We start from the raw sequence: 712 nt of genomic DNA, 5'->3' as shown, positions 1-712 counted from the left end.
GGGTGCGGCGGGGGCATGCCGTGCGGGAGCTGATCCGCCGGCTGGCCCCCGGGGACGGGAGCGTGCTGTTGATCGGCCCGCATCCGGCGGACTTCGTCTCGTGGGTGGCCGGTCGCGCGGGCACGGTGGCCGTGGTGCTCCGCTCCTACCCCGACGCCTGCCGGCTCGGCCGGGCCCACGCCGGGCGGCCGGGGTTCACGGTCTACTGCGGGCGGCTGGACAAGCTGCCCGACCTGCCGCCGTTCGACATGGTCTGCGCCCTCGACGGGCTCGGCCGGGTCCACCCCGCCGACGTGCCCGTCCAGACCTGGCGCGACACGCTCGCCGACGTCACCCGGCGGGTCGCGCCCGGTGGCACGCTGGTCCTGGCCGACCGCAACGACCTCGGGATCGACGCGTTCGTCGAGGCCGCGCCGTACGCCCGGGGCGACGGCGACTGGTTCCCGCCCGGGTCCGACCCGACCGCCCCGGTGAGCCTGGCCGCCACGGCCGATGAGCTGGCCGCGCAGGGGCTCGCCGCCGGGGCCGGCTACGCGGCCTTCCCCACGGCCGCCGATCCGCGCGTCCTGCTCCCGGCCGAGCTGCCGGCCGGCGGCGTCGCGCCGCCCGAGGCCCTGATCACCGCCTGCGCCCGCCCGGCCCGCGACGGCCGCCCGATCGCCGACCCCGCGCGCCTGGTGGCCAAGGCGTTCCGGCACGGCCTGGCCGCCCG

At 79.5% G+C, this 712-nt stretch carries 1 protein-coding gene; it reads left to right on the top strand.

The features are described from left to right. Positions 1-20 precede the first annotated feature (20 nt). The coding region (locus C1I98_RS39455; RefSeq protein WP_199537580.1) for a class I SAM-dependent methyltransferase at positions 21-712 on the top strand (692 nt) is incomplete at its 3' end.

Origin of the sequence: Spongiactinospora gelatinilytica (assembly GCF_003236385.1) — a bacterium.
In the GTDB taxonomy this organism is placed as follows: domain Bacteria; phylum Actinomycetota; class Actinomycetes; order Streptosporangiales; family Streptosporangiaceae; genus Spongiactinospora; species Spongiactinospora gelatinilytica.
Note: the sequence above shows the minus strand (reverse complement) of the source record. Positions and strands in the feature narration are given on the sequence as shown.